The following is a 22,259-nucleotide window of genomic DNA, read 5'->3' as shown; positions in this document are numbered from 1 at the left end:
TAACCAACGTGAATTGTTTGTTGTTTCGCTTCTACTTCTTCTACAAATGTACCTAATACATTTGCAAGGTCTTCACGCGTATTACAAGCATTGATACCATTACGTACAGTTGCATTACCACGAATGCCCTTTAAATACCAAGCTGCGTGCTTTCTCATCTCTCTTACAGCGACATTTTCATTCTTTAAATCGATCAGACGATCTAGATGCAACATACATACGTCAATTTTCTCACGTACTGTCGGTTCCGGCATTAATTCACCAGTCTCTAAATACTTTACCGTACGATAAATCATCCATGGATCTCCAAGGGCAGCGCGGCCAATCATAACACCATCTACACCAATTTCATCAAGCATACGCTTTGCATCTTGCGGCGTTGCGACATCGCCATTTCCGATAACCGGGATATTTACAGCTTGCTTTACTTGTTTAATAATATCCCAATCCGCTTTTCCTTCATACATTTGTACTCGTGTGCGCCCATGAACTGCTACCGCTTGTCCACCAGCACGCTCAACAGCTTTCGCATTCTCGATTGCGAAAATATGATCCTCATCCCAACCGATACGCATTTTTACTGTAACTGGTTTTTCTACAGCATCTACAACTGCCGCTACCATTTCATATATTTTATTTGGGTCTAAAAGCCACTTTGCTCCTGCATCACACTTAACGATTTTTGGTACTGGGCACCCCATATTAATATCAATGATGTCTGCTGTCGTATATTGATCTACGTATTTCGCAGCATCTACAAGAGTTTCTTTCTCGCCACCAAAAATTTGTAAACTTAATGGCTTTTCTCTCTCATCAATATATAACATATCTAATGTTCTTTTATTGTTCAGTAGTATCGCCTTATCACTTACCATTTCAGCACAAACTAGGCCTGCACCGAATTCTTTTACTGTCAAACGGAATGCAGAGTTACACACTCCCGCCATCGGTGCTAATACAACCGGATTTTTCATCTCAATATTTGCGATTTTTAACACTCGATTTACTCCTTCCTTCATGTTCACTTTGGCATTAGCTCATCTATCGAGACCTTTAATGCTTTAGCAACTTCCACTACAAAGTCTTGGGAAGGCGATCGATTTCCTCGCTCAACTTCACCTAAAACAGATACAGATACCCCTAATTCTTTTGCAAAACCTTCTTGCGTATAACCTTTTAGTTTTCGAAAAGCACGAATGCGTCTTCCCCATTTTTCTGCTTCCATACCGTTACTCCCTCTCGCCTTTTCATTTCTTCTACTTGTGAACGTGAAATGTTTTGTTTTATATCTTGATTAATCTCTAACAACGGAACGATAACAAAAGCTCTTTCGAACATCCGCGGATGCGGAACAATAAGATTCTCTGCTTCAATATTTTCTTGATTATATAGTAAAATGTCAAGGTCGATAGTCCTAGGTCCCCACCTAATTTCCCTTTTTCTTCCTAGATCATTTTCTACTTTTTGCGTTACTTTCAATAATTCTTGCGGTGATAAATTGGTAGAAATTTTTATAACTAAATTTAAAAAGCAACTTTGGTCAGTATAGCCAACCGGTTCCGTCTCATATACAGACGAAACATCCTCAACTTTGATATAAGGATTTTTATTCAGAAACTGAATCGCTTCAGTTAAATACGTATAACGCTCTCCAATATTTGAACCTAATGCAATGTAAGCTATATTATTCATGGACGTTCTCTCGTAATTTCTACCGCTACAGCACGATAATGTCCTGGTATCGGCGGATCTGGTTTAATTACCTTTATCGTACATCTTGAAATACTCTCATATTGTTTCAATATATCTGTAGCAATATTTTCAGCAATACTCTCTACAAGCTTATATGTTCTATCTTCTACAACTTTCCTACATAATTCGAAAAGCTCTCCATAATTAACAGAATGCTCTAAGTCATCACTTTCTCCTGCTTGTTTCAAATCCAATTCCACCGTTAAGTCCACTTTAAATCTCTGGCCCAATTTATTTTCCTCTGGGAATACACCATGATAACCGTAAAACTCCATATCATGAATATAAATTTTATCCAATTACTTTACCCCCTTACCGATCATCGCATCCATCATCTTAGCCATACGTGCCATTTCCTTCACATCATGAACACGAACAAACTCACAACCCTTTTCAATACCAAGACAAACGGTAGCTCCCGTCCCCTCAAGACGTTCTTCTACCGGCAAATCTAGCACATGCCCAATAAAGGACTTTCTTGAAGTACCTAAGAGAACTGGATAACCTAGTACGTTTAACTGTTCTAAATTACGCATCGCTTCTAAATTTTGTTCAGGTGTTTTAGCAAAACCGATGCCCGGGTCTAAAATGATATTCTCATCTCGTACACCAGCATCTTTAGCAATTTTAATACTGTCATATAAATCAGCAACCATATCAGCCATTAAATTACGATAATTCATGTTATCGCGATTATGCATTAAGATAATAGGTACATCGTAATGAGCCGCAACTTCAGCGATTTTCGGTTCCGCCTTCGCTCCCCAAACATCATTAATAATATGAGCACCAGCTTCGATTGCTTGTTTTGCAACTTCCGCTTTATATGTGTCGATAGAAATAGGCAATTTCACCTCTTTTGAAACAGCCTGAATCATTGGAACAACTCGTTTTATTTCTTCTTCCACTGACACTTTAGCAAAGCCCGGACGAGTAGATTCGCCACCAATATCAATAATATGAGCACCTTCATCTCGCATTTCTTTCGCATGGCGCACTGCAGCATCTACCTCGTTGTAACTCCCACCATCAGAAAACGAATCTGGTGTTACATTTAAAATCCCCATAATTAACGTTTTTTCATTTAAGTTCAATGTATATTCGCCGCAGCGCAAATCATAATCCCACTTCAAACTACACATCTCCTCTTCGTAATTCATTTCTGCTCCACAATTTCTCTCTCTGCATTTCATAAAGGTTCATAAATCTTTTTGTAACCATACCTACTTTACCCGGGAAATCTCGTCCCTCTATACGATTAAGCGGAACAATTTCTTGAATCGAGTTTGTTACGAAGACTTCATCGGCTGAAAGTAATTCATCTTTTGTAAAGAAACCTTCTTTTACTTCTATACCAATCTCTTCAGCAACCTTTATAATAAACGCACGAGTGATACCATTTAAAATCCCTGTTTCAAGCGAAGGTGTATATAAAATATCACCTTTCACAAAAAAGAGATTCGAAACAATACCCTCTGCAACATAACCTACTTCAGTCAGGAAAATCCCTTCCTTATTCACACCATTTCCAATTTCACGTTTCCCCAAAATGTTATTTAAATAATGGTGAGACTTCAAGCGAGATGCACCCTCTGGGGTATTTCTCACTTGATTTAAGACAACCCCTTCTTTTTCCACTACATCTCCCGGGGCCGCTAAAGGTTTTATAAAAACAATAATAGACGGCTCTTCATACATTTCTGTTTGCAATCCAATTTCATCTATACCCGCCGATACATTAAAACGGACATACGCATGCTCTAATTTATTCTTAACGATTAAATTCTTCAAAATAAGCATTACTTCATCTTTCGTCATTGTCCATTTTATTTGCAATGTATCCAGCGCATCTATTAAACGGTCATAATGATCATCCAATAAGAAAGGATGACCATTATAAATACGAAAAGTCTCAAAAACTCCAAGACCATATAAATAACCATGATCATAAGGAGAAATTCTCGCTTCACTCGATTCTACATACTGACCATTTACGTAAATTAACATGATGTCACACTTGGACTATATTTACGAATGAAATTCTGCAACAACTCTTTCCCGTGAGAAGTCATAATAGATTCCGGGTGGAACTGCACACCTTCAATCGGTAATGTTGTATGGCGGAGCGCCATAATTTCCCCTTCTTCTGTCCAAGACGTTACCTCTAAACAATCAGGTAACGTCTCTTTCTTAACAATAAGGGAATGATAGCGCGTCGCGGTAAACGGATTAGGGATATCCGAAAAAATCGTCTTCTCATCATGATGCATAAGCGATGTTTTCCCATGCATTAATCGCTCTGCACGAACAACCTCTCCACCAAACACTTGCGCAATAGATTGATGCCCGAGACAAACCCCAAAAATCGGAATCTTTCCAGCAAAGTATCGAATAACTTCCATACTAATTCCTGCCTCATTCGGACTACATGGACCTGGCGAAATCATTAAAAAGTCTGGTTTCATATTCTCAATATCTGAAATAGTCACTTCATCGTTACGTTTAACAACAAGATCTTGTCCAAGTTCTCCAAGAAACTGCACTAAATTAAATGTAAAAGAATCATAATTATCAATCATTAATATCATTTCTCTCACCTAACCGTTTCTTCACTACGTTCTTTTGCACGCCATAAAGCAATCGCCTTTTTTAACGACTCTTTATATTCATTTTCCGGATTTGAATCAATTACAATTCCCGCCCCTGCTTGTACATGCGCTTTTCCGTCTTTAGCAAGAAGTGTCCTAATTACAATATTCAATTCTGTATCTCCAGAATAACCGATCCAACCGATTGAACCTGTATAAATCCCTCGGCGAACAGGTTCTAATTCTTCAATAATTTCCATCGTACGTATTTTCGGAGCACCCGTAATTGTTCCTCCAGGGAATACAGCCTTCACTAAATCGAAAGCATCTTTATCTTCTTCCACCTCACCACGCACATTAGAAACAATATGCATAACATGTGAGTATTTCTCAATTACCATAAACTCGTCTACTTCTACAGTGCCATATTTACAAACACGTCCTAAATCATTTCGCTCTAAATCTACAAGCATGACGTGCTCTGCTCTTTCTTTTTCATTCTCAATTAATTCCCTTGCCAATTCTTCATCCTCTTGCTCATTTGCCCCTCTAGATCTCGTTCCAGCAATTGGTCTTGTACTTACTTCAGTTCCTTGTTTCTTAATTAACAACTCCGGTGATCCACTAACAATTTGAAAATCCCCAAGCTCCAAATAACCCATATATGGAGATGGATTAATTTCACGAAGACTTGTATATATTTCTAGTGGGTGTGTTTGTAACGTTCTTTCTTGTCTTGTCGACAAGTTTACTTGGAACACATCACCAGCCCCAATATATTCTTGAATACATTCAACCGCCTTCATAAAGCTTTCTTCAGTAAAAGCAACTGCTTCACTTTTCTTTTCAGGGCACGCAAACGGTATAGTCACTTCCGGCGCCTCTGTCGCCCAAAGAACCTTCCATTCATTTAATCGCTCTTTTGCCTCTTCATGCTTATCGACATAATGTGTAATAATCCATAATACTTTTTCTTCTTGATCATACACAAACACATCATCAAATAATAAAAAGAATATATCAGGTATATTAATATCATCCTCCGCAAGAGAAGGAAGTTTTTCAATATAACGGATGCAATCATAACTAAAGTAACCAATTGCACCACCTTGAAAAGGCGGGTATTCCGGATTATAATCCGTTTTCCATCGCTCCATATATTCCTGCATTAAATCTAATGGGTTTCCTTGCTTTATTGTTTCCTTACCACTTTCACTTATATGTAACGTTTCACCCTTCCCTCGGATTACCGCTACTGGGTTTAATCCCACGATGTTATAACGACCGCCACGTCCACTCTCTAACAAAATATGTTGCGGTTTATCCTTAGAAAGAAATTTATATTGCTTAAAGAAATCTAACTGATATGGAATAGAAAGCGCTAAAGATTTTCTTCGTTGCATATCAACACCCCGTCTTCTTTTATCCCACCCTCTTATATTAACCACTTCAAGCTACATTCGTTATGTATATAGAAGGGTTATATTCGAAGGCTAGTGAAAATAAATTAATGATACTACCTCTTATTTTACATGAAGTTTTCTAGTCATTCACTCTTTTCCTATTTCCAATCCAAAAAGAAAAAGCATCCTTTTTTAAGGATGCTTTTTCAATCACATGTAATTAAGACTCAAATTGATAAAGTGGTGTACTTAAATAACGTTCACCATTACTTGGGATAATAACAAGTACCTTTTTCCCTTTACCTAACTTTTTCGCAACTTCTGTCGCTGCATAAATAACTGCTCCTGAAGAGATACCAACTAAAATACCTTCCTCTTTAGCCACTCTTCTTGCGTATTCGAACGCTTGCTCTGTTTTCACTTGAATGATTTCATCATATACTTCTACATCCAATGTTTCTGGAACAAATCCAGCCCCAATTCCTTGGATTTTATGTGGACCCGGTTTTCCACCAGATAACACTGGTGAATCCGCAGGTTCTACTGCATAAATTTTAATATCTTTATATGCTTCCTTCAGCACTTCACCAGCACCAGTAATCGTTCCACCTGTACCAATACCTGCAATAAATGCATCTAATTGGTCGCCCATTTGCTCAACAATTTCTGGACCTGTTGTTAAACGATGAATTTCTGGATTTGATTGATTTTTGAACTGTTGCGGTATAAAGTAGCCATGTTCTTTTGCCAATTCAGTCGCTTTACGAATTGCTCCGCCCATTCCTTCAGGCCCTGGAGTCAATACTAATTCAGCGCCATAAGCACGTAATAAATTGCGACGCTCAACGCTCATTGTTTCTGGCATTACTAAAATTGCCTTATATCCTTTAGCAGCTGCTACCATCGCTAAACCAATTCCTGTGTTACCACTTGTCGGCTCAATGATTGTATCGCCTTCTTTTAATAATCCTTTTTTCTCAGCATCTTCAATCATAGCTAATGCGATACGATCTTTAACGCTGCTCCCCGGATTCATAAATTCTAATTTTAAGTATATATCTGCGCTGTCTGATTCTACGATGCGGTTCAACTTAACGATCGGCGTTTTCCCGATTAATTCTGAAACTGATTGTGCCACTCGCATTCCTGTCACTCCTAACACCGAGTATTTTTATTGGTTTTGTCTATATTTAGATTTTGTCAGAAAATTCCCTGTTTGTCAATGTATTTAGAGGGTAAATTCCCTTATTACAAATTCTCAATTAAATTTGTAATATCTTCTTTAGAGAACTTGTATCGCTCATTACAGAAATGACAATGAACTTCTGTTTCTTCTTCTTCTTCACGAACTTGCTCTAACTCCGTTTTACCTAAACTAATTAACACACTCTCGATACGTTCGCGTGAGCATGTGCAATTAAATTGAACATCCATCGTTTCTAATACTTTTACCTTATCTTCTCCAAGGACTGCATACAGTAACTCTTCTGGAGAAAGCCCTTGTTCGATCAATGTTGATACAGGAGGAATCTTCTGCAAACGCTCTTCAATGAATGAAATTGTCTCTTCCTGTGCACCCGGCATAATTTGAAGGATAAATCCACCTGCCGCTAATATGCTATCGTCTCCATTTACAAGGACACCAACACCTACAGAAGAAGGCGTCTGCTCAGAAACTGCAAAATAATACGTGAAGTCTTCTCCTAATTCTCCTGAAACAATTGGAGATTGACCAATAAACGGCTCACGCATACCAATATCTTTAATTACCGTTACAAATCCTTCAGTACCTACCGCTTGATATACACGTAATTTCCCTTGTTCTGTTCCTTCAAAGTCAACATGTGGGTTCGTTACATAACCACGTACATCTCCATTTGCATGAGCATCTACTAAGATAGGACCAATCGGACCATTTCCTTCTACCTTAATTGTTAGCTTTTGGTCACCTTTTAACATTGCCCCCATCATTGTACCTGCAGTTAAAGAACGACCAAGTGCCGCTGAAGCTGTTCTCCATGTATCATGACGTCTTTGCGCCTCGCTTACCGTGTTTGTAGTACGTACACTATACGCACGCACTTCCCCATCAAATGCTAACGCTTTTACTAAATAATCTTTCATACTTATTTATTCACCTTTCTCATGCTGTAAATTTGCATTACGCTCGTATAACATATACAAACCTTTTAATGTTAAGAATGGATCTACAACATCAATTACATTCGATTCTTCTGAAATTAATTTCGCTAATCCACCTGTTGCAATAACTTTTGGTTCTTGTTTAGCTTCCTCTTTCATGCGCTTAACAATACCTTCCACTTGTCCAACATAACCATAAAGAATACCAGATTGCATCGCACTTACCGTATTCTTCCCAACTACACTGCTTGGTTTTGTAATTTCAATACGAGGAAGTTTTGCCGCTCTACTATATAAAGCCTCTGCTGAAATCATAATTCCTGGTGTAATAACTCCACCCATATAATGCTTTTCTTCGTTAATATAACAATATGTAGTAGCCGTACCAAAATCGACAATAATAAGAGGACTTCCATATAAGTGGATTCCTGCTACTGCATTTACGATTCGATCCGCACCTACTTCACGTGGATTTTCATATTTAATATTTAGCCCCGTTTTTATTCCAGGACCTACTACAAGCGGCTTAATTTTAAAATACTTTTCACACATGCGCTCTAAAGCAAACATAATTGGTGGTACGACTGAAGACACGATAATACCTTTCACATCTTCAAACGAAAGACCCTCATGCTCAAGCAACTGTTTTACAAGCATTCCATATTCATCTTCTGTCTTATGACGATCTGTTTCCATACGCCAATGTTGACGAAGTTCCCCCTCTTCAAACACGCCCAGTACAGCATTTGTGTTCCCTACATCCAATACAAAAATCATATTCTCACCACTTATCTTATTTAATCTATATTTGTGCAGTATGTATAAAACTTATAAAAACATCATATCACACATACTTATATAATCAGCTTTTCTATCCTCATCATTTTACAAAAAGATTACTCCCTATTTCAATTTTTAGTACCAGATTTATTTAAATTCTTTTTCTACTTAGTTCCCTTCTACAAATAAAAAAGGAGTGACTATCGTCACTCCTTCATCTCTTCTTACTTATCTTCTGATTCTTCATCGTCCTTCTTCATGTTGATGTTTACTTTCACATCAGCTGAAGATGTTGGACGTTCTGGCAATCTGCCATAGTCACATAAATGATTGATTTGCTCTGCATCTAACGTTTCTACTTCAAGTAACGTTTTCGCAATAAGATCTAGTTTATCACGATTGTCAGTAAGAATTTGTTTTGCACGAGCATAACATTCTTTCATAATCGTTTGCATTTCCATATCGATTTCGTGTGCAATCGCATCACTATAGTTTTGTTCTGAATGGAAGTCTCTTCCTAAGAACACTTGACCACCTTGTGAGCTACCAAATTGCATTGGTCCAAGCTTATCACTCATACCAAATTCCGTTACCATACGTCTTGCAATACCAGTCGCACGTTGGAAGTCATTATGAGCACCTGTACTTACTTCACCAAATACAATCTCTTCAGCTACTCGACCACCAAGTAAACCAGTGATTTTATCAAGTAACTCTGGTTTTGTCATGAAGTAACGATCTTCTTTTGGAAGCATTACTGCATATCCACCAGCTTGACCACGAGGGACAATTGTTACTTTATGAACGACATCAGCTTCATCAAGGACAACACCAATTACAGTGTGGCCCGCTTCATGGAAAGCAACGATATTACGTTCTTTTTCAGAGATAACACGACTTTTCTTAGCCGGACCTGCAATAACACGATCCGTCGCTTCATCAATGTCACTCATATCAATTTTCTTCTTATCTTGACGCGCAGCTACTAAAGCAGCTTCGTTTAATAAGTTTTCAAGATCGGCACCAGAGAATCCTGGTGTACGAGTTGCAATTGCTCTTAAGTTGATATTCTCATCAAGCGGTTTATTACGAGCATGCACTTTCAGTACAGCTTCACGGCCATTTACATCTGGACGATCTACTGTAATTTGACGGTCAAAACGACCTGGACGTAATAATGCTGGGTCAAGAATATCAGGACGGTTTGTCGCAGCGATGATAATAATACCTTCGTTGGCACCGAATCCATCCATTTCAACAAGCAATTGGTTTAACGTTTGTTCACGCTCATCATGGCCACCACCAAGACCAGCGCCACGTTGACGTCCTACCGCATCAATTTCATCAATGAAAATGATACAAGGAGCATTTTTCTTTGCGTTTTCGAATAAATCACGTACACGTGATGCACCGACACCGACGAACATCTCTACGAAATCAGAACCACTGATAGAGAAGAACGGAACGCCTGCCTCACCTGCAACGGCACGTGCTAGTAAAGTTTTACCTGTACCTGGAGGTCCCACTAATAGAACACCCTTCGGAATACGGGCACCAACTTCAGCAAACTTACGAGGATCTTTCAAGAATTCAACTACCTCAACAAGCTCTTGTTTCTCTTCATCTGCTCCAGCAACATCTCTGAAACGAACTTTTTTCTTTTCGTCATTATATAACTTCGCCTTACTTTTCCCGAAGTTCATAACACGGCTACCGCCGCCCTGAGCTTGGTTTAATAAGAAGAAGAATAAAATGAAGATAATGACAAACGGGATGATAGAAGTAAAGAAGGTTACCCAAGCACTTGTTTCTTCTGCTGGTTGATACTTAACTTCAGCACCTTGCGCTTTATCATTAATTTTCTTTTGTAATTCCTCAGTATTTGGTGCATAAGTAACAAATTGTTCTCCCTGGCTAGAGTTATTAAATTGTCCTTTTACTTCAAACACACCATTTTTCGGTTGAAGCTGCACATTACGCACTTCACCTTTTTCTAGTTTAGTAATGAATTTATCGTAGCTAACTGATGTCGTTTTTTGTGTCGAACCATTAAAATAGCTCACGATTCCAATTACTACTAGGAATATCAGTAAATAAAAGATGGTATTACGGAAGATACGATTCATTCCTAACCTCCTCTCACGGCATAAACACTATAGTAAATCGTAACATAGAAAAACTTTCCTATACAATTGTGACGCCTGTATTTAATTAATTTGAGTAAACGCTTGGTTTTAATACTCCTACATAAGGAAGATTACGGTATTGCTCTTTATAATCTAATCCATATCCTACAACAAATTCATGCGGTACAGTAAACCCAACATAATCCGCTTTCAAATCTACCTTACGGCCTGTTGGTTTATCTAATAACGTAACGATTTTTACAGACTTCGCTTTACGATATTTAAATAGGTCTACTAAGTAACTTAGCGTAAGACCGCTATCAATAATATCTTCAACGATTAAAATATCGCGACCTTCTACAGAAGTATCAAGGTCTTTTAAAATTTTCACTTCGCCTGTTGAAACAGTTGAGTGACCGTAACTAGATACAGCCATAAAATCCATTTCAAGATATGTATCTGTTCTCTTTAATAAATCTGCCATGAATGGCATTGCACCCTTTAGTACACCAATCGCAAGAGGTACTGTGTTTTTATAATCCTCTGCAATAATTGCGCCTAATTCGAGCACCTTTTCTTGTATTTGCTCTTCAGAAATTAATACTTTTTCGATATCTTGATTCATCATTTCATTATCCTCCCGGAAGACTCCTTGCTTTTGTAGTGAATAATCATATATTTATCCTTCTTTGCTGTCTCTTTCGAGATAGCAAATGCAGATCGCTTCAACAAGGGTAACCAAATAACATTCCCACTTGCATCACAAACGACCGGCCATTCTTCTCTTTTTTCTCTTGGTACTTTTGCTTCGATAAAAATAGCTTTTATCTTTTTCGTGCCATTCATACCTTGTATTGACATGCGATCTCCATTTTCTCTAGACCGAATACGAAGTGGATATGATATATCATTATACTTAGCAACAAATACTGTTTCATTCATGTCACTTGGTATATCTTCGCTCACCTCTGTTACAAGTTTATCCCCGTTCGATAGCGTAATTGTTCCGGGAACTGATAAATCTTGTAAGAAAGGAGAAACAATTTCTTGTTTAAATTCAAAGCTACACTCCTCATATGCGCGAACAATTTTCAAATCACCTGGGAAATCAAGTGAACCCGAAGGTTGTGTCCGCTTAAAAAACTCAATCACTTTGTCAATATGTATAGAGGAAAGAGAAGATGGAATCTTATATTCATAAAGATAGTTTAATATTAGTTGAATCCCTCTTCTTTGTAAAGGCATAGACATGGATTCAAAGGCAGGAATTGATAAGCTAATTTGTTTATCACTTTTTTTTGTAATTACTTTATTCATTTTCTCAAAAGCTAATTCCTGCAAATACGCCTCATCCTCTTGCATCTGCATGCTAAATTTTTGGAATTTCTCATGCACTTGTGGGTTTTCTTCTTTCAAATGAGGAAGAACATATTTACGTAATCGATTCCTTGTATATACTTCCTTTTTATTACTTGGATCTATACGAGGAATTATTTTCAGCTTATTACAGTAATCAACAATTTCTTCCTTTGTTACTCCAAGTAACGGCCTAATTAAATATCCATTATGAAAAGGACGCTTCACTGCAATTCCTGCATATCCTTTCGGAGTACTTCCTCGTACAAGACGCATTAAAATCGTCTCTACTTGGTCATCACCATGATGTCCAAGGGCTACATATCTCGCATCATATTTCTTCATTATTCTTTCCAAAAATGCATACCTGCATTCTCTAGCAGCAACCTGTGCATTCATCCCGTATTGCTGTTGATATTGCGACACATTAATCCTTATCGTTTCGCAAATAACTTCCAGTCCTTTACAAAGGTCCTGCACAAACTGTAGGTCCTCATGAGATTCATCACCTCTAAACATGTGATCCACATGCGCCACTACAATTTCAAACTGTTTTGCTGCTCTTTTTTCTAACAAATAATATAGAAGAGCCAAAGAGTCAGGACCACCAGAAACCCCTACAACAATTGTTGAACGTTCCTTTAATACATCATGCTGCTTTACAAAGTCATCTACCTTTTCAACAAATGTATCTTTCAACTTCGTAATCACCTTTCATTAAACAAGAACAGCAACGTTAGTTACCTTGTTTATAATGGTACAACTTTTACAAACATTGTGCAAAAAAAAGATATACAAAAATTACATTTTTATCTTACATCATCCGTACATATTCACAAAAATAATAACATTATCTTTTAAAGCAAAAAAACCTAGGTATTCACCTAGGTTTTTAGAAAGAAACATTACACTTCAAGTTTCACTTTATTGCGCTTGCATTCCTACAATTGGAATGGTAGCCCACTTCGGCATATTTTTCTTCACTTTCGCCACCACAATAGTCATATCATCATTTATATAACCATCACCAGAGCGAATCACCTCTTCCATGATGATATCAGCAATCTCTTGCGGATCTTCAGTTTGTAACTCTTTAATTTTCCGCTTCATCCATAATTCATGATTCTCCACATGTTGCGCTCCCTCAAAAATTCCATCGCTCATCATAATAAGGATATCACCTGTTTTTAATTGCTCACCCACTACATCAACTTCAACATCCTCAATAATTCCCATTGGTAAATTACTTGCTTCAATTTTCAAAATATTATTTGCGCGTTTAACAAAACTCGGCGTCGATCCAATCTTTAAAAACTTCGCACTCGCATCCCGCAAATCTACCATAGCTAAGTCTAATGTCGTAAACATCTCTTCTGTTGTTCTTAAAGAGAGAATAGAGTTAATAGATTTAATCGCTATCTCCTCATCAATGCCTGACTGAAGTATTTTTTGTAATAATTTCACTGTTTCTTTACTCTCCATATGAGCTCTTTGCCCATTTCCCATGCCATCACTAATTGCAAGGGCATATTTCCCAACACTTAAATCCATCATCGCATAAGAATCACCCGAAACAAACCCACCGCCTTTCGCGGCTGTGGCCAAGCCGGTATCAAGGGAATACGTTTTTGCTGAACCAAATGATATTAAACTGTGCCCATTCGGATAAGAAGATTTTTCTTCATGTTTCACAACTATGTTTTCCTTCAGGATATCAGAAAGCATTGGTGCAACTAATTTTTCACACTCTCCATGTTCATTAGATGCAACTGGAATCAACATTTCAATATCAATACTTCCTCTATCTAAACAATAAATATCAACATGCTCTATTTCTACACCAAAATCACGAAACGCTTGCAGAATCTGTTCTTCCTGTACTTGATGATTTTCTCTTTCTCTTTGTATCTCCTTAGCAAAATCCTCCATAACTTTTGATACACCTAACAATTGCTCCGCTACTATTCTACGATTTTCTTTCATTTGTTTTCGTAATTTTTGTCCCTCATAGAAGTGATCTAATTCACCCGCTACTAAATCCGTCACTTTCTTGCCTCTTACGCAATGCTTGTCCCATTCACGAACTAACTTCCGATTATGCTGCAGAGTTCCTTCTTCCGTTTCACTCATTATTTGTTTCATATAATCATACGTTTTATCGAAATTAACTACCCAGCATTGGTCCTTTTTAAAGCATGTTTGACATGTTTTTGCAGTAATTGTACTTAAGAACAAATCTGCCTCCGTCTCTTTATCTTCCTCCTCCACATATCCATATACAGAAAAGCTATTAGATAAAGCAGCAAATACATTGGCAAATTGATTGATTTTATTCGCTGTAACATCACGCATTCTTCTTAAATACTGTTGTTGATCTTGCGAATGCTCCTGTGTGCCTGGCATAAATTTAGCAATACGATCCATAACAAGTTTCGGTGTTAATAAAAAGAAAGCAATCGCCACACCAGATTCAATTAAAGTTGTCACAATGTTTGTTTGCTTGTCTACATATAGCGTAATCAAGCTTGTCCCAATTAATAAACCTAAACTAACACCTAAGCGTTTCCCTTCTTTTAACAAACCACCAAGCAATCCAGAAAAAGCAAGCAGACTAAGTTGGGACAAACTAGAGACATTTGCTAAGCTTAATATTAACCCAGTGACGACCCCTACTGTAGATCCTGTAGCCGCTCCTGCGATAAACGCAAACACAAGCACTAAATACCTAGTAAAAATATGTTGAATAGAAGCATCATATATGAACCAATCTGTTGTACCAGTTAAAACAGATGCTAGTAATATAATTAAACAAACAATTTCTTCTGTCTCTAACGCTTGTTGTTTCCCTTTTCTTTCTACTAAAAGTGGGACACTTTGTAAAAATATCATAGTTAATACGAAGCTAAGCCCTGCCTCAATCGTACTAACGAGTAAATCGTACATGGTAACAGTTTGTTGTGCAAAATATACGACAACTAAATGTGCAGTTAATGCGGAGATAAATACTTGGAATGGTACAAGTCCAACAGTTTTACGTGTAAACCGACTAAAGAAGATATTATAAATGAAGAAAGTAAAAATAGATGCAAAGGTAAAGAATAAATTATCTATCGAAACTGAAAGTGCGCCCCCCATTAGGGCCAAGAATGCGAGCGGCATTTTATCCCGCTTCATAACATAAACAGCAGCAAAAAACGGTAGTGCGAACGGTAAAATGTTTGTTAATATATATGCTCGTCCCAAAAGAAAACCAATAACAACAATAATGAATCCCCATCTAAAGAAAACTTGCTCAAACTTCATTCGCAACTTACTCGTCCACTTTACTCCTCCAAGCTGACCTTCATTCATTGCCAATGCACTTGTATTCATAGTATTCCTTCCTGCTTTAGGCATATTTTTAACACCACCTGCATAGTTTAATTACTGTCATTATAAAAGATGATTATTGGGATTTTTGTCAAAACAACAGTTTTCACTTTTATAATCGTTCGACTTTTTATTCGAAATAACTCTACATATATACACAGTATGTATTTTATTTTTAATATTTTAATCGAACATTCAGAAAATATAGGGTGATTTTGTAGAAGTGTTGTATGTCTTAATTTATTTAACAAAAAAAGATCATGCGCATTTGCATGATCTTTTTAGATGACCCGTACGGGATTCGAACCCGTGTTACCGCCGTGAAAGGGCGGTGTCTTAACCACTTGACCAACGGGCCGTTAAATTAAATATAGCGGCGGAGGGGATCGAACCCCCGACCTCACGGGTATGAACCGTACGCTCTAGCCAGCTGAGCTACACCGCCATGTCGTCTTATTTAACGGACAATTAGTATCTTACCTCAGATATAATTTAAAGTCAACACATCTTGAAAACTTTTTTAAAAATATATTTTCACATATAAAAAAGCACCCTGAGCAATCGCCCTGGGCACCTCTCTATATTCTAAGAATTAAACGTTCTTATTATCCGCGACGTGCGCCACGGCCACCACGTTTAGATTCAGTGTTACGCTTTAAAGAAGTTAAACGATCTTCGCTATCCTTTAAGAAACGTGCCATCTTTTGCTCGAATGTTTCTTTTGGAGCACGGTCGTTACCGCCACCACGGTTATCTCTGTTGAAAGAACGATTACGTTGTGGACGTCCAGAACGTTGTTGATCACCACCGCGTTGGTATTCACCACGTGGACGATCTCCTTCTGTTTTTTCACGCTCTTTCGCTTTTTTAATAGATAGACCAATCTTACCATCTTTTTCAACGTTAATAACTTTTACTTCTACTTGGTCGCCCACTTTTAAGTGATCGTTAATATCTTTCACATAATTATCAGCAACTTCACTAATATGAACAAGACCCGTTAAGCCTTCTGGCAGCTCCACAAAAGCCCCAAAATTTGTAATACCTGTTACTTTACCCTGTAACTTGCTGCCTACCTCGATTGACATAAAAAAAATGCTCCTCCTTAGTGGTTAAAAAGTCAAATTTTACTTTATTATATATAATCCTAAAATATAGTGTCAATAAGACATACTCTACTTAGAAACAGGAAAAATTATCTCCCCTTTTCCAGAGAAGAAATAATCCCTTCTAGCAATCTTTAATACGTACTCTTCATCATTTAACTTTTGAACTTCGTCTTTTAGACTCTTTTCTTTGTTCGTTAATGAATCCAGTTCTTTTTTCATGTCCTTAACTTTTGCTTCTTTTGCTTTAATGGAACTGTTTTGTTGATAAAACGTTACACTAATACTCGCAATAATTGTAAAAGCAAAGACAAGAAAAACCGCTAAACGGCGATAAAGTCGCTTCCTGTTCTCATCCGTTTGTATTATATGCTCTTTAACAGGATTTGGACTCTGTTTTTCGATTGTTCTTTGTCTCAGTTCCCTCATTTCCGAGGTCCCCCTAACTTCTTTTTTATACGCTCCCATAATTGGAAGATATGTCCCTTCAATTTTGCTATATATTGCAGGAACCCTACATGCTTCATTATAAAAAGTTTAACACGATTAGGGAGAAGTTTCCATATGAGCGAAGCAATAAATCGAACAGGCCAGAAAAAAACTTTCCATATGAAAAGTAATATCCAAATCACCATTTTCCATAACACATGTCCAATTGAAAGCAGTATACGAAATAAGAATAATATAAATGCAATAAATAGCTGCGCTATAATAATAACAGGTTTTATCATGAGTAGCTGTATAATTTGAACAAAAAAGTGTGTTGTTTGCACAAAAATATAGATGAGAAAATTTAACAGTCTCATGTATATTGCTTTCAACATGCTTTGATATGCCGCAAAACCACATAATAATGCTAAAAATACATATATACGTAGTTCAGCTTCATTTACAAGAAGTAATACGTAAAAAACGAATAATGCTTGGACAATCCAAAATAGTATATCATGTATAAATACAATCCAACGCTTACGTTCTTGACGTTTTAAAAATCGTTGGTATGTATCTAAAGACGCTCCAATCCAAGCACCCATTCCGATCATTGAGAGCATCGTATACAACTGAATTGTTAGACTCATTTAAACAACTTACTAAAGAAGCCTTTAGTTTTCTCCCCTTGATTCTCATCAATATACAGCATCTCATGAACTTTCCCTTTAATCGATACAACACCTTTTTCTACATCTAAATTCTTCATTTGCAAATTTTGACCGCGAATTGTTAAAAAGCCCATTACGGTCTCAAGTAAAAACTCTTCGCTATCAAAACTCTCTACCTGCTTTACACCGGTAATATCAATTACACGTCTGCCACGCATAATAATATCATGCTCTACAGAAACATTTTGTTGATTAGAAGACATAGGTGAGTAACCATTATTCACGTAAATCCCCCCATACATTTATACTAGCTAATAGTAATGTATGAAGGGATAATCGATTTTAGAACAAGCCTTCTTCGGCCTTTACTTTTTCTTCACGAACTAAGCTATACATATTTGCTGCATCTTCTTTTTTAGTCGTTTCTTTCAATTCATTTATTTTTACAGTTACTATTTTTTGACCAAAACGAATTGTTAATTCATCAGCTACTTTTACATCTGAACTTGCTTTTGCCACTTGACCATTAATGGATATTCTTCCTTGATCAGCTACTTCTTTCGCCAATGTTCTTCTTTTAATTAAACGTGATACTTTTAAAAACTTATCTAGACGCATATTAAATCCCCCTATTAACGCTCTGTTTGTTTTGCCTCTTCCCAGAAAACATCTAACTGCTCTAATGATAAATCTTGCATCTCTTTCTTCATTTCAGCTACCTTTGCTTCCATGTATAAAAAACGACTGACGAATTTCTCATTTGTTGAACGTAACGCTTCTTCTGGATCTATTTTATAATGACGAGCTATATTAACAAACGCAAATAGTAAATCGCCAAATTCACTTAACATCTTCGCCTCATCCATGTTTGTAACTTCTTGTTGGAACTCTTGCCATTCTTCTAAGGCTTTCTCTATCATCGGCTGTACATCAACCCAATCGAAACCAACCTTACCAGCTTTTTTCTGGATTTCATAAGCGCGTAGTAACTGCGGCAAACTTTTTGGAACCCCATTTAAAACAGATTCTTTTACAAACCCTTTTTCTTGTTTTTTAATTTCTTCCCAATTGGCAATTACTTCATCGGCATTATTTACATCCGTATTCCCAAATACATGCGGATGACGACGAACCATTTTCTCAGATAAAGTTCGAATAATATCATCTATAGAGAACCAACCTTCGTCCTCTCCGATTTGGGCATGAAGCATAACTTGTAATAATACATCACCCAGTTCTTCTACTAAGTGATCATCATCCTCTTCATCAATTGCTTCTAATACTTCATAAGCTTCCTCAATTAAATATTTCTTTAAAGATTGATGTGTTTGCTTTTTATCCCATGGACAGCCATTCGGGCCACGAAGATCTGCAATAATTTCTCTAAGCACATCAAACTGTTGATACAAGGATGCACGTTCCTGAACTGGTGGTATGTACACACTCGTTAAATTATTCAACTCCGTTTCATGATCTAACATGTACAACGGCACCTTTTTCACTTGCTCAAATGAAGTCCCTGCAGCTGTTACGATATACACTTCATAATCATCTGGCAGCATCTCCATTAATGTTAATTTCACATCTGATGCAACGAATGCGTCATATACCTGGCAAAAGATTAAGTGTTGACGTAATTCTAATTGTCCTCTTTCAAATGATGTAGCGTCAATTAATTGGAATCCTTCAATCGGATCAATCTTAAGACTTGCAAACATAGGATCAAGGAAACTTTGCCCACCTTCAATTCGCACTTCAATATTCGCTACTTCACTTTTTTCCAATAGTAGCTGAACCGTTCTTTCCGCTACAAGTGGATGCCCTGGAACAGCATAGATGATTTCTGCACCTTCAGCTTGTTTTAGCAATGTATTCGCAATTGTTTCATATACAATTTCAAATGTATCATGTGCTTCATATACATTGTCAAAAGCAGTATATCGTATACCTTCTTTCTCTAACTCTTCTATAACGGGATGTTCCTTCGTTCTAACAAACATGTGATCTGCTTCTTTTATTTTTCTATATACACCCATCGTTAACTGATCTAATTCACCAGCACCTAATCCTAAAATAGTAATGATTCCACTCACAACCTGTCACCTCTATCCACTCTTCTTCAATGAACCTTCTTTTTTCTCTTTTTTCATAACGGTTCCTATTTCTGTTTTTGTAAATACACGTAATTTTAAAATGAAAAACATATATGCCAATCCGCCGATGGCTACACCTAACAACGCCTCAAGTGTTGCAACACCTCTATGACTTGTATCCATTACTAATCCAGACATTTGCAATACACGCATAAACATTATTAGTACAAATCCCATACCGATACCACTAATAACTATACCTAACATATTCCGTTTGTCGATAAGCGATTCGGATACAGCTCGCATAAGTAATACACTATTTAGTATAGAAATTACAATTAACGCAACTAGCGTCGCAATTGCAGCTCCCTTCACACTAAAATATGGCATTAATATATAATTTAAAGCTAACTTTAAACAACCGCCAAATATAACGAATATTGCTGGTTTTAATGTTTGTCCTAACCCTTGCAAAATAGAAGCAGTTGTAATCGACAATGAACTAAATAAAATAGATAAAGATAAAATAGATAAAACATCTGACCCATCACTATTTTCAAACAACATAATATTCGTAGGTTGGATAATACAAGTTAATCCAATGGCTGCTGCAAATCCGATAACAAATGTTATTTTCATCGCTAACCTTACCTTTTCTCGAATAAAGGTAAGATCCCCTCTTTCCTTCGCTGCTGTAATAATTGGAATAAGCGACAACGAGAAGGAAGTTGTCACGACAGTACCCAATTGCATAAGCGGGATACTTCTGTCATAAACACCTTTTAACACCTTTGCACTTTCAACTGGCTCTCCCGCTCCAATAAGTAGAGAATAGAAAGAAATAGAATCAGCCATTTGTATAAAAATAAGTACTAAGTTACTAACACAAATCGCTAACCCCTGCCAAAACAGGATTTTTATAATCTTCTTTTTCCCTTTAATCCTCTTTACACTTTTGAAGAATATAGAACGAAAGTCATGACGCATATAAAGTATAAGTACGATAATCCCAATCAATCCACCTGCGATTGAACCGAGCATAGCACCTGCACCAACTGTATATAAATCAAATTCGTGAGCAATTAGGAATAGAGATAAAAATACAATAATAGAAACACGAATCGTTTGTTCTATCACTTGCGAAACAGCTGTTGGCATCATATTATTGAACCCCTGGAAATATCCTCTTGCTACAGATAAAAACGGCATCAATATGAATGAAAAGGAAATAACGCGTAATAGCTTATCTAAGTGTATATCGCCCATAGCTATCGCAATTGCTTCGGCACCAAAGAACAATGTAAAAAATCCTATGAAACCAATCCCTAATAAAAACCAAAAAGATACACAAATAATTTCCTCTGCTTCTTGTTTTTTCCCTCGCTCTAATCGTTCCGCAACCATTTTTGAAATTATAATAGGGAACCCATAAGTAGCTAAAATTAAACAAAATCCATAAAATGGATAAATTTGTTGGTAAATATAAAAACCAACGTCACCCGCTATATTTTGATATGGAATACGGTAAAAGGCGCTTAATACCTTTGTAACAAAACTTGCGATTGTTAATATAATAGCCCCACGCCAAAAGGCTTGATACTTCTTCGATTCCATGCAAGAAAACTCCTTTTTCTATTCTCACCCCTCGTATTATATCATAAAGAAAAGGACAAGCTTCCTTACCTACACAAGTAAGAATACGTTCGTGCAACGTTAGAAATATTCAATGAAAAAAGGTAGCAAAGCGCTACCTTCATTCAATATACATATATCTCCAAATAATTGATTTCTCAAGAAGAAATATCATAATTAGGAAAGATTGCTACTTCTAAAATCATACACCTTTACTGTTCCATTTGTTTCGCTAAGAAACTGGCAGCAGTATTGACCGCCTTGTGCTCTATTTCGCTTATAATCGCTTCTTTTGAAAAAATAATGACAGCCCCAATTGGGTCTCCATTTGCAACAATCGGCCCAACTGTATAAGAATGAACCTTTTCTGTTACACCATCAATAATGGAAATATCACTTTCGTCCGTCATAATAACAGACTTTCTTTCTTCCATCGTTTTTTCAATTAGATCGCCAACGCTTTTATTTAAGTATTCTTTTTTTGATACACCTGATACTGCGATAATAGAATCTCGATCACATACAAGCACATTATGTCCTAAGCTATCATATAAAGCATCTGCATATTCTTTTGCAAAATCACCTAGCTCGCTAATTGGAGAATATTTCTTTAAAATTACTTCTCCATCGCGATCTACAAATATTTCTAGTGGGTCTCCTTCTCGAATACGTAAAGTTCTACGAATTTCCTTCGGGATTACTACCCTACCTAAATCATCAATTCGACGTACGATTCCAGTTGCTTTCATTCTAATGCTGCCTCACTTTCTACTGATGATGAAAGTGGTGAATTTACCTGTTCATGTAAAAAT

Annotated in this window: 23 protein-coding genes and 2 tRNA genes (1 of these 25 running past the window's edge); all 25 read right to left on the bottom strand. The window is 36.9% G+C overall.

Translation table 11 applies throughout. The annotated features are described in order from the left end of the window. Window positions 1-998 carry the 5' portion of a tRNA dihydrouridine synthase DusB gene (gene dusB / locus NLJ82_RS00425; protein WP_000912258.1) on the bottom strand. It extends 1 nt beyond the left edge of the window, so 998 of the gene's 999 nt are visible here — the first part of the coding sequence; its start codon is at window positions 996-998; its stop codon straddles the left edge of the window (only 2 of its three bases are visible, at window positions 1-2). Between the two features lie 23 nt (window positions 999-1,021). Beyond that, entirely contained in the window at window positions 1,022-1,225 is a 204-nt protein-coding gene (locus NLJ82_RS00420; RefSeq protein WP_000387027.1) for a helix-turn-helix domain-containing protein, read from the bottom strand. Beyond that, on the bottom strand, window positions 1,177-1,692 hold the full coding sequence (gene folK / locus NLJ82_RS00415) for a 2-amino-4-hydroxy-6-hydroxymethyldihydropteridine diphosphokinase (protein WP_001059445.1): 516 nt from the start codon (window positions 1,690-1,692) through the stop codon (window positions 1,177-1,179). The genes NLJ82_RS00420 and folK overlap by 49 nt, the downstream gene beginning before the upstream one ends. Beyond that, the gene (gene folB, locus NLJ82_RS00410) at window positions 1,689-2,051 is read right to left on the bottom strand and encodes a dihydroneopterin aldolase (RefSeq protein ID WP_000358059.1); all 363 of its coding nucleotides are present in this window, start codon (window positions 2,049-2,051) and stop codon (window positions 1,689-1,691) included. The genes folK and folB overlap by 4 nt, the downstream gene beginning before the upstream one ends. Continuing rightward, window positions 2,052-2,912 carry a dihydropteroate synthase gene (gene folP / locus NLJ82_RS00405; RefSeq protein WP_002081846.1) on the bottom strand — a complete coding sequence of 287 codons (861 nt, stop codon included), beginning with the start codon at window positions 2,910-2,912 and terminating at the stop codon, window positions 2,052-2,054. Next, the gene (pabC, locus tag NLJ82_RS00400; RefSeq protein ID WP_000909890.1) at window positions 2,887-3,759 is read right to left on the bottom strand and encodes an aminodeoxychorismate lyase; all 873 of its coding nucleotides are present in this window, start codon (window positions 3,757-3,759) and stop codon (window positions 2,887-2,889) included. Before pabC ends, folP begins: the two co-directional genes overlap by 26 nt. After that, entirely contained in the window at window positions 3,753-4,340 is a 588-nt protein-coding gene (pabA, locus tag NLJ82_RS00395) for an aminodeoxychorismate/anthranilate synthase component II (protein WP_000602276.1), read from the bottom strand. Before pabA ends, pabC begins: the two co-directional genes overlap by 7 nt. A gap of 5 nt (window positions 4,341-4,345) precedes the next feature. Beyond that, on the bottom strand, window positions 4,346-5,743 hold the full coding sequence (pabB, locus tag NLJ82_RS00390) for an aminodeoxychorismate synthase component I (protein WP_001189687.1): 1,398 nt from the start codon (window positions 5,741-5,743) through the stop codon (window positions 4,346-4,348). A gap of 220 nt (window positions 5,744-5,963) precedes the next feature. After that, the gene (cysK, locus tag NLJ82_RS00385; protein ID WP_001261703.1) at window positions 5,964-6,887 is read right to left on the bottom strand and encodes a cysteine synthase A; all 924 of its coding nucleotides are present in this window, start codon (window positions 6,885-6,887) and stop codon (window positions 5,964-5,966) included. A gap of 104 nt (window positions 6,888-6,991) precedes the next feature. Beyond that, the gene (gene hslO / locus NLJ82_RS00380; RefSeq protein ID WP_000656366.1) at window positions 6,992-7,867 is read right to left on the bottom strand and encodes a redox-regulated molecular chaperone HslO; all 876 of its coding nucleotides are present in this window, start codon (window positions 7,865-7,867) and stop codon (window positions 6,992-6,994) included. A 6-nt stretch (window positions 7,868-7,873) separates the two neighbouring features. Then, on the bottom strand, window positions 7,874-8,662 hold the full coding sequence (locus NLJ82_RS00375) for a type III pantothenate kinase (RefSeq protein ID WP_000578367.1): 789 nt from the start codon (window positions 8,660-8,662) through the stop codon (window positions 7,874-7,876). Between the two features lie 227 nt (window positions 8,663-8,889). After that, window positions 8,890-10,791 (bottom strand): ATP-dependent zinc metalloprotease FtsH, encoded by a 1,902-nt coding sequence (gene ftsH / locus NLJ82_RS00370; RefSeq protein WP_001079659.1) that lies wholly within the window; start codon window positions 10,789-10,791, stop codon window positions 8,890-8,892. An 85-nt stretch (window positions 10,792-10,876) separates the two neighbouring features. After that, window positions 10,877-11,419, bottom strand: a complete 543-nt coding sequence (gene hpt / locus NLJ82_RS00365) for a hypoxanthine phosphoribosyltransferase (protein ID WP_000981838.1) — start codon at window positions 11,417-11,419, stop codon at window positions 10,877-10,879. Next, window positions 11,416-12,846, bottom strand: a complete 1,431-nt coding sequence (gene tilS / locus NLJ82_RS00360) for a tRNA lysidine(34) synthetase TilS (protein ID WP_000655442.1) — start codon at window positions 12,844-12,846, stop codon at window positions 11,416-11,418. Before tilS ends, hpt begins: the two co-directional genes overlap by 4 nt. 225 nt (window positions 12,847-13,071) lie before the next feature. Further along, complete coding sequence (gene spoIIE, locus NLJ82_RS00355) at window positions 13,072-15,543, bottom strand: stage II sporulation protein E (RefSeq protein ID WP_001123528.1); 2,472 nt, start codon at window positions 15,541-15,543, stop codon at window positions 13,072-13,074. Between the two features lie 259 nt (window positions 15,544-15,802). After that, window positions 15,803-15,874: transfer RNA gene (locus NLJ82_RS00350), tRNA-Glu, on the bottom strand. A 13-nt stretch (window positions 15,875-15,887) separates the two neighbouring features. After that, window positions 15,888-15,961, bottom strand: a tRNA-Met gene (locus NLJ82_RS00345). 160 nt (window positions 15,962-16,121) lie between these two features. Next, entirely contained in the window at window positions 16,122-16,604 is a 483-nt protein-coding gene (locus tag NLJ82_RS00340; protein WP_000021452.1) for a S1 domain-containing RNA-binding protein, read from the bottom strand. 87 nt (window positions 16,605-16,691) lie between these two features. After that, a complete protein-coding gene (divIC, locus tag NLJ82_RS00335; protein ID WP_001208736.1) occupies window positions 16,692-17,051 on the bottom strand; it encodes a cell division protein DivIC in 360 nt (119 codons plus the stop codon). Beyond that, entirely contained in the window at window positions 17,048-17,701 is a 654-nt protein-coding gene (gene yabQ, locus NLJ82_RS00330) for a spore cortex biosynthesis protein YabQ (RefSeq protein WP_000059762.1), read from the bottom strand. The genes divIC and yabQ overlap by 4 nt, the downstream gene beginning before the upstream one ends. Further along, window positions 17,698-18,006 carry a sporulation protein YabP gene (gene yabP, locus NLJ82_RS00325; protein WP_001059101.1) on the bottom strand — a complete coding sequence of 103 codons (309 nt, stop codon included), beginning with the start codon at window positions 18,004-18,006 and terminating at the stop codon, window positions 17,698-17,700. Before yabP ends, yabQ begins: the two co-directional genes overlap by 4 nt. Window positions 18,007-18,064: 58 nt before the next feature. Next, on the bottom strand, window positions 18,065-18,340 hold the full coding sequence (locus NLJ82_RS00320; RefSeq protein WP_001234876.1) for an RNA-binding S4 domain-containing protein: 276 nt from the start codon (window positions 18,338-18,340) through the stop codon (window positions 18,065-18,067). 14 nt (window positions 18,341-18,354) lie between these two features. Then, a complete protein-coding gene (gene yabN, locus NLJ82_RS00315) occupies window positions 18,355-19,815 on the bottom strand; it encodes a bifunctional methyltransferase/pyrophosphohydrolase YabN (RefSeq protein ID WP_000014267.1) in 1,461 nt (486 codons plus the stop codon). A gap of 12 nt (window positions 19,816-19,827) precedes the next feature. Further along, window positions 19,828-21,429 carry a putative polysaccharide biosynthesis protein gene (locus NLJ82_RS00310; protein WP_000444157.1) on the bottom strand — a complete coding sequence of 534 codons (1,602 nt, stop codon included), beginning with the start codon at window positions 21,427-21,429 and terminating at the stop codon, window positions 19,828-19,830. 230 nt (window positions 21,430-21,659) lie between these two features. After that, entirely contained in the window at window positions 21,660-22,196 is a 537-nt protein-coding gene (gene spoVT / locus NLJ82_RS00305; RefSeq protein ID WP_000648302.1) for a stage V sporulation protein T, read from the bottom strand. Window positions 22,197-22,259: the final 63 nt, after the last annotated feature.

The organism is Bacillus paranthracis, assembly GCF_024296885.1.
Classification (GTDB): Bacteria; Bacillota; Bacilli; order Bacillales; family Bacillaceae_G; genus Bacillus_A; species Bacillus_A paranthracis.
The sequence above is the reverse complement of the archived record's forward strand: the minus strand, read 5'-3'. Positions and strand labels throughout refer to the sequence as shown.

Excerpts from the sequence above, each read along its gene's own strand:
- NLJ82_RS00310 (WP_000444157.1), bottom strand. The coding sequence starts at position 21,429 with ATGGAATCGAAGAAGTATCAAGCCTTTTGGCGTGGGGCTATTATATTA.
- folK (WP_001059445.1), bottom strand. The coding sequence starts at position 1,692 with ATGAATAATATAGCTTACATTGCATTAGGTTCAAATATTGGAGAGCGT.
- pabA (WP_000602276.1), bottom strand. The coding sequence starts at position 4,340 with ATGATATTAATGATTGATAATTATGATTCTTTTACATTTAATTTAGTG.
- spoIIE (WP_001123528.1), bottom strand. The coding sequence starts at position 15,543 with ATGCCTAAAGCAGGAAGGAATACTATGAATACAAGTGCATTGGCAATG.
- pabB (WP_001189687.1), bottom strand. The coding sequence starts at position 5,743 with ATGCAACGAAGAAAATCTTTAGCGCTTTCTATTCCATATCAGTTAGAT.
- pabC (WP_000909890.1), bottom strand. The coding sequence starts at position 3,759 with ATGTTAATTTACGTAAATGGTCAGTATGTAGAATCGAGTGAAGCGAGA.
- NLJ82_RS00320 (WP_001234876.1), bottom strand. The coding sequence starts at position 18,340 with ATGCGTCTAGATAAGTTTTTAAAAGTATCACGTTTAATTAAAAGAAGA.
- NLJ82_RS00420 (WP_000387027.1), bottom strand. The coding sequence starts at position 1,225 with ATGGAAGCAGAAAAATGGGGAAGACGCATTCGTGCTTTTCGAAAACTA.
- folP (WP_002081846.1), bottom strand. The coding sequence starts at position 2,912 with ATGAATTACGAAGAGGAGATGTGTAGTTTGAAGTGGGATTATGATTTG.
- spoVT (WP_000648302.1), bottom strand. The coding sequence starts at position 22,196 with ATGAAAGCAACTGGAATCGTACGTCGAATTGATGATTTAGGTAGGGTA.
- yabQ (WP_000059762.1), bottom strand. The coding sequence starts at position 17,701 with ATGAGTCTAACAATTCAGTTGTATACGATGCTCTCAATGATCGGAATG.
- hslO (WP_000656366.1), bottom strand. The coding sequence starts at position 7,867 with ATGAAAGATTATTTAGTAAAAGCGTTAGCATTTGATGGGGAAGTGCGT.
- cysK (WP_001261703.1), bottom strand. The coding sequence starts at position 6,887 with ATGCGAGTGGCACAATCAGTTTCAGAATTAATCGGGAAAACGCCGATC.
- divIC (WP_001208736.1), bottom strand. The coding sequence starts at position 17,051 with ATGAGGGAACTGAGACAAAGAACAATCGAAAAACAGAGTCCAAATCCT.
- NLJ82_RS00375 (WP_000578367.1), bottom strand. The coding sequence starts at position 8,662 with ATGATTTTTGTATTGGATGTAGGGAACACAAATGCTGTACTGGGCGTG.
- NLJ82_RS00340 (WP_000021452.1), bottom strand. The coding sequence starts at position 16,604 with ATGTCAATCGAGGTAGGCAGCAAGTTACAGGGTAAAGTAACAGGTATT.
- ftsH (WP_001079659.1), bottom strand. The coding sequence starts at position 10,791 with ATGAATCGTATCTTCCGTAATACCATCTTTTATTTACTGATATTCCTA.
- hpt (WP_000981838.1), bottom strand. The coding sequence starts at position 11,419 with ATGATGAATCAAGATATCGAAAAAGTATTAATTTCTGAAGAGCAAATA.